Annotated in this window: 5 protein-coding genes; all 5 read right to left on the bottom strand. The window is 64.6% G+C overall.

What is annotated here, in order from left to right; translation table 11 throughout:
- The coding region (locus RT424_RS12805) for a sensor histidine kinase KdpD (RefSeq protein ID WP_313438634.1) at positions 1-2,208 on the bottom strand (2,208 nt) is incomplete at its 3' end.
- On the bottom strand, positions 2,205-2,795 hold the full coding sequence (kdpC, locus tag RT424_RS12800) for a potassium-transporting ATPase subunit KdpC (protein WP_313438631.1): 591 nt from the start codon (positions 2,793-2,795) through the stop codon (positions 2,205-2,207). The genes kdpC and RT424_RS12805, both read right to left, overlap by 4 nt.
- An 11-nt stretch (positions 2,796-2,806) precedes the next feature.
- Complete coding sequence (gene kdpB / locus RT424_RS12795; protein ID WP_313438628.1) at positions 2,807-4,843, bottom strand: potassium-transporting ATPase subunit KdpB; 2,037 nt, start codon at positions 4,841-4,843, stop codon at positions 2,807-2,809.
- A 12-nt stretch (positions 4,844-4,855) separates the two neighbouring features.
- Positions 4,856-6,559, bottom strand: coding sequence for a potassium-transporting ATPase subunit KdpA (gene kdpA / locus RT424_RS12790; protein ID WP_313438625.1), 1,704 nt, complete (start codon positions 6,557-6,559; stop codon positions 4,856-4,858).
- Between the two features lie 12 nt (positions 6,560-6,571).
- Positions 6,572-6,661, bottom strand: a complete 90-nt coding sequence (gene kdpF / locus RT424_RS12785) for a K(+)-transporting ATPase subunit F (protein WP_232493295.1) — start codon at positions 6,659-6,661, stop codon at positions 6,572-6,574.
- Positions 6,662-6,716 lie beyond the last annotated feature (55 nt).

Genomic DNA, 6,716 nt, shown 5'->3' with positions numbered 1-6,716 from the left:
CACTTTCATCGGCAGCGCACCGGCTTCCACACGCACCATGTCGAGCAGATTGGCGACGAAGCGATTGAGCCGCTGGGCTTCGGCATCGATCGTTTCGACCAACTGGGGCGACGGATGCTTTTTCATTTCCTGCGTTGCTGAGAGAATGGTCGTCAGCGGCGTGCGCAGATCATGGCTGACCGACGAGAGCAGCGCGGAGCGCAGGCGATCGCGCTCGCCCACCGCCTGTGCCTTCAGGTTTTCCTCTTCCAGGGCCATACGGTCGAAGGCGATGGCGGCCTGATCGAGCAGGCTCATCAACAGCGGCACCTGGTCGGAGCGGACCGGGTCGCCCGCATCTTCACGTGCTACGCCCAGAACGCCCAGAACGCCTCGGCCCGATGCCGCAGATGCCCGCAAGGGATGGAACAGCCAATCGGAGGCTGTGAGCGTGCTCGATCCGCGGCCGGCGGGCTGTTCATTTTCGATGGCCCATTGCGCTGCGGCGAGTTCAATCTGATCGAGCCTGTCTTCCGGCGGGTATGCCGCGCGCAGATCCGGCCCGGAAATGGAGGGCAGGAGCAGCACTGTGCGCAGGTCGAGCAGGCGCGCAACCTCGGCGCAGATCGCCTGCATCAGTTCGTCCTGCGTGGCGGACGCGGTCAACTGGCGCGAAAAGCTGGCCAGCGCCGCGTTCTGCCGCGCGCTCGATCCGGCCAGGTCCGCCTGGGATCGGACACGAGCGGCTAACTGGCTCATGACCACCGCGACGCCAAGCAGGACGAGGATCGAAATGACGTTCTCGGGATTGCTGACGGTCAGCGTGCCGGTCGGCGGAAGAAAGAAGAAGTTGTAGGCGAGGCTTGCCGTCAGCCCGGCGAACAGACCGGCGCGAAGGCCGAAAGTCGCGGCGGCGAACATGACGGGGATCAGGTAGAGCAGGGCGATGTTACCGAGATCGATCGCCTCGATCAGCAACCGCCCGACGACGGTCATCGCCGAGACCGTCATTGCGGACCAAACATAGTCCATCGGATTACCCCAGTGCCCGCGCAGCGGCGCGCTGCGGCGAACCGCCGGTAGGGGTTCCTCACCCGAGGGAAGAACATGGACCGCAACGTCGCCGATGGTCCGCACCAACTGGTCGACCACCGAACCGTTGCGAAGTTCGAACCACCATGACCGGGCGGACTTGCCGATGACGATCTGCGTCGCACGCGCATCGCGCGAGAAACCGCGCAGGCCCTCCACGACCCCGGTTGCCGGAATGCTGGCGGTCGAACCGCCAAGGCGCGAGGCCAGCGCCAGAGTGTCGGCAAGCTGCCGCCGATCGATGTCGGTGAAGTGCTGATCGCGTTGGGTTTCGATATGAACGGCGGTCCATGGCGCCCGCAGGGCGTCGGCGAGACGCTTTCCAGCGCGGACCAGCCCCGCTGCATGAGAATGTTCGCTGACGGCAACGACGATACGTTCGCCCACCGCGAAGCTGCCTGCCAGCGCATGCGCGCGCACATGCTCCAGCATCTGTGCGTCCACCGCCTGCGCGGCGCGGCGCAGCGCCAGTTCGCGCAGTGCGGTGAGATTGGTCTTCGAGAAGAAGTGGCTCAGAGCCCGGGTCGCTTCATGCGGGATGTAGACTTTGCCGTCCTTCAGCCGCTCGATCAGTTCGTCGGGCGGAATATCGACGACTTCAATTTCCGCCAGTTCCAGGATCGAATCGGGCACCGTCTCACGTATCCGCACGCGCGTGAAGGAGGCGACCACGTCGTTCAGGCTTTCGACGTGCTGGATGTTGAGTGTGGAGTAGACGTCTATCCCTGCGTCAAGGAGTTCCTCGACATCCTGATACCGTTTGGGATGGCGGCTGCCGGGTGCATTGGTGTGCGCCAGTTCATCCACGAGCGCCAATTGCGGCGCGCGTGCGAGGATGGCGTCGATGTCCATTTCGCCAAGGCTGTGCCCCGCATGATCGACCTCGCGCCGGGCTATGATCTCGTGTCCGTAAACCAGCGCCTCTGTCTCACGACGCCCGTGCGTTTCCACAACCCCGACAACGACATCAACGCCAGCCTCGCGGCGCTGGCGTCCCTCGGTCAGCATCTCCCAGGTCTTGCCGACGCCCGGTGCCGCTCCGAGAAAGATCTTCAGACGGCCTTGGCCCTCCTGCGCCGCGGCGCGCAGGAGGGCTTCGGGTGACGGTCGGCCAGGTTCGACGGATCTGTCGTTCACTGGGACGGCTTAGCTCCGAGGCCATCAAGGCGTCGATTAAGTTCGAACACGTTGACGCGCGGTTCGCCTATGAAACCAAGCGTGGGCTGCTCGATGCTTCCAGCCACCAGGCGCTTGAGTGTCTCAGGCTCGATAGCACGCACGCGTGCGATACGATCGACTTGATAGTACGCGGTCTCGGGCGTGATATCCGGGTCGAGGCCCGAACCCGACGTCGTCACGAGGTCGGCGGGGATCGCCTTTCCGGGCTCGGCGGTCTTCATCGCGCCGACCTGTTCCTTGACGCGGTCGTGCAGCACCTGCGACGTCGGGCCGAGATTGGACCCGGACGAGGCGAGGCCATCGTAGCCCTTGCCGGCCGCCGAAGGGCGGGTCTGGAAATAGCGCTCCGAAGTGAAGGCCTGCCCGACCACGGTAGAGCCGATGACCTTGCCGTCTTGCGTGACGAGGCTGCCATTGGCCTGACTGGGGAAGATCGCCTGACCGATGCCGGTCATCGCCAGCGGGTAAGCAATTCCCAATAGCGCGGCGAACAGCAGCGTCATGACAAGGGCGGGGCGAAAGGACGAGAGGATGTCGTTGTTCATGGATCGCCTCCTCAGGCGAGACCGAGGCCGCCAACGGCCAGGTCGATGAGCTTGATGCCGATGAACGGCGCGATCAGGCCGCCAAGGCCGTAGACGGCGAGGTTGCGTGCCAGCAGCGGCCCGGCCCCCATTGGCTTGTACGCGACGCCCTTGAGCGCCAGTGGCACCAGTAGCGGAATGATCAAGGCGTTGAAGATGATCGCGGAAAGGATTGCGCTCTGCGGGCTGGACAGGCCCATCACGTTGAGCACGGCAAGGCCGGGGTAGAGCGCCACGAACATGGCGGGGATGATCGCGAAATACTTGGCCACGTCGTTCGCCACGGAGAACGTGGTGAGGGCGCCGCGCGTCATCAGCAGCTGCTTGCCGAGGCCGACGACCTCGATCAGCTTGGTCGGGTCGCTGTCGAGATCGACCATGTTGCCCGCCTCGCGCGCGGCCTGGGTGCCGGTGTTCATGGCGACGCCGACGTCGGCTTGAGCGAGTGCGGGGGCGTCGTTGGTGCCGTCGCCGCACATCGCGACAAGGCGGCCACCCTGTTGCTCCTTGCGGATCAGCGCCAGCTTGTCCTCGGGCGTGGCTTCGGCGAGGAAATCGTCGACCCCGGACTCTGCCGCAATCGACGCTGCGGTCAGCGGATTGTCACCGGTGATCATGACAGTGCGGATGCCCATCGCGCGCAGTTCGCCGAAGCGCTCGCGAATGCCCGCCTTGACGATGTCCTTGAGGAAGATCGCGCCCAACAGCTTGCCATCGACGGCAACCGCTAGCGGAGTGCCGCCCGCGCGGCCGATCTCGTCGGTGATGCGACGCAGTTCGGTGGCCGCAGCCGTGCTTCCCGCGCCCGGGTTGGCTTTGAGGATCGCCTGTACGGCGCCCTTCTGGATCATGCGCCCGCCGGTATTGACGCCGGAAATCCGGGTCTGCGCGGTGAACGGTATGATCTCCGAATCGTATGGCAGTTCGGTCGCGGTCTGACCGAACTTCTCGCGCGCCAGCACCACGATCGAGCGGCCTTCGGGCGTCTCGTCGGCAAGGCTGGCGATCAGCGCCGCTTCGGCAAGCTCGCTGACGTCCACGCCCGATACCGGGCGAAACTCGGTGGCTTGACGATCGCCGACGGTGATCGTGCCGGTCTTGTCGAGCAGGAGGACGTCTATGTCGCCCGCAGCCTCTACCGCGCGCCCGGACTTGGCCAGCACGTTGAAGCGCACCAGACGGTCCATCCCGGCAATGCCGATAGCGGACAGCAGCGCGGCGATGGTGGTGGGAATCAGGGTGATCAGCAACGCCGCCAGGATCGAAACCGGCACCGAGCCGCCCGCATAGCTGGCGAAACCGGGGATCGTGCCGACGGCGATCAGGAAGATGATCGTCAGGCCCACCAGCAGCAGGGTCAGCGCGATCTCGTTCGGCGTCTTCTGACGCTCGGCGCCTTCGACCAGCGCGATCATGCGGTCGAGGAAGCCCTGTCCCGGATTGACGGTGACGCGCACCCGGATCTCGTCGGAGATGACGCGGGTGCCGGCCGTCACCGCCGAGCGATCGCCGCCCGCTTCGCGGATGACGGGAGCGGATTCGCCGGTGATCGCGGCCTCGTTGACCGAAGCGACGCCGACGACGACTTCGCCGTCGGACGGGATCAGGTCGCCGGTCTGAACGAGGACGATGTCGTCCTTCTTCAGCTGGCTGGCGGGCACGCTGTCGAACCGCGTGCCGTCACCCTTGAGGCGCTTGGCGGTGAGTTCGGCCTTGGTGGCGCGCAGCGATGCGGCCTGCGCCTTGCCGCGCCCTTCGGCGAGAGCTTCGGCGAAGGTGCCGAACAGCACGGTCAGCCACAGCCACAGCACCAGCTGGATCTTGAAGCCGGCGGCAAGGCCGTCCTGACCGACGATTAGCAGCACCGTCAGCAACACCGCGACGACGGCGGTGGTGAACATCACCGGGTTGCGGATCAATTCCCGGGGATTGAGTTTGCGGAAGGCATCCCCGATCGCCGGGACGATCAGGTCTGCCGTGAACAGGGATTTGTTTTCGGACCGAGCCATGTGCAAGGTTCCTTAGAAAAGCTGGCCACGGATCATCGCGAGATGATCGGCGATGGGACCAAGGGCGAGACTGGGCAGGAAGGTCAGGCCGCCGACGATCAGTACGATGCCGACCAGCAGACCGGTCCACAGTGGCCCCGTGGTGGGGAAACTGCCCGCCGTCGCCGGCGTGTACTTCTTGGCGGCAAGGCTGCCTGCTACGGCCAGCATCGGGATGATGATAAAGAACCGGCCAAGCCACATGGCGACGCCCAGCATGCCGTTGTAGAACGGCGTATTGGCGGACAAGCCCGCAAATGCCGAGCCGTTGTTGGCGACGGCGCTGGTGAAGGCATAGAGGATTTCCGAGAAGCCGTGTGGCCCCTTGTTGAGCGGTCCCGAAAGGCCGAGTTCGATCACCGAGGCAATCGCGGTCATGCCCAGAATGATGAGCGGCAGCACCGCGATCGCCAGAACCGCCAGTTTCACCTCGCGGCTTTCGATCTTCTTGCCGACGTACTCCGGCGTGCGGCCCACCATCAGGCCCGCTACGAAAACGGCGAGGATGGCGAACAGCAGGAAACCATAGATGCCCGCGCCGACGCCGCCGATGACGACTTCGCCAAGCTGCATGTTGAACAGCGGAATCATGCCGCCCAGCGCCGTGAAACTATCGTGCATCGCGTTGACCGCACCGCAAGAAGCCGCAGTGGTGACGACAGAGAACAGCGATGACGCGGCGATGCCGAAGCGGACTTCCTTGCCCTCCATGTTGCCGCCCGAAACGGAAAGAGCGTGCAGAACGGGATTGCCGGCGGATTCCTGCCAGTAGGTGATCGTGGTTCCGGCAAGGAACATGATCATCATGGCCGCAAGGATCGCCCAGCCCTGGCGCGTATTGCCCACGGCTTTGCCGAAGGTGTAGGTCAGGCCGACGCCGATCGCGAAGATCGAGAGCATCTGCACGAGGTTGGTGAGCGCGGTCGGGTTCTCGAAGGGATGCGCGGAGTTGGCATTGAAGAAGCCGCCGCCATTGGTGCCCAGCATCTTGATCGCTTCCTGCGAAGCAACCGGGCCGAGCGCTAGCGTCTGTTTGATGCCCTCGATCGTGCTGACCTCCACCGAACCGGCAAGCGTCTGCGGCACGCCGCTGCCGATGTAGAACACCGTCAGCACCACGCAGATGGGCAGCAAGAGATACAGCGTCACCCGCGTCATGTCGGCCCAGAAGTTGCCGATGCCGGTTGCGCTGCGCCGCGCGAACCCGCGGAACAGTGCGAAGGCCAGAGCGATACCGGTGGCCGCCGACAGGAAGTTGTGAATTGTCAGCGCCAGCATCTGTGACAGGTTCGACATCGTCGATTCGCCGCCATAGCTCTGCCAGTTGGTATTCGCGGTGAAGCTCACGGCGGTGTTGAACGCCATATGCTCGCTCACCGCCCCCAGTCCCTGGGGATTCAACGGCAGCAGCGCCTGCGCGCGCAGGAGCATGTAAGTCAGCAGCAGCAGGGCGCCGTTAAACACCAGCATGTGCACCGCATACCGGCGCCAGGACTGGTCCTCGTCCGGCTTGATGCCCGAAAGCGCGTAGAAGCTGCGTTCGACGGGCCCAAGAACGACATGCAAGGGGGTTGGACGCCCCTCATAGAGTGCGAAAAGCCAAAGCCCCATCGGCTTGGTGAGTGCCAGCAATATGCCGACGAAGGCTGCGATGAGCAGCCATCCTTGAACGGTCATGGCGGCGCTCCTTCAGAAGCGTTCTGGCCGTGCGAGCACGGCGACGAGATAGACGAGAAGGCCAAGCGCGGTGATCGCCGCCAGCCACAGATCGATGGTCATGGGCGTCGTCTCCTCATGCCCGATCGCACAGCGCGGCATAGCCGAGGCTGGCGAC

Source organism: Novosphingobium sp. (assembly GCF_032093395.1).
GTDB lineage: Bacteria > Pseudomonadota > Alphaproteobacteria > Sphingomonadales > Sphingomonadaceae > Novosphingobium.
This window is presented reverse-complemented; position numbering and strand designations above follow the sequence as displayed.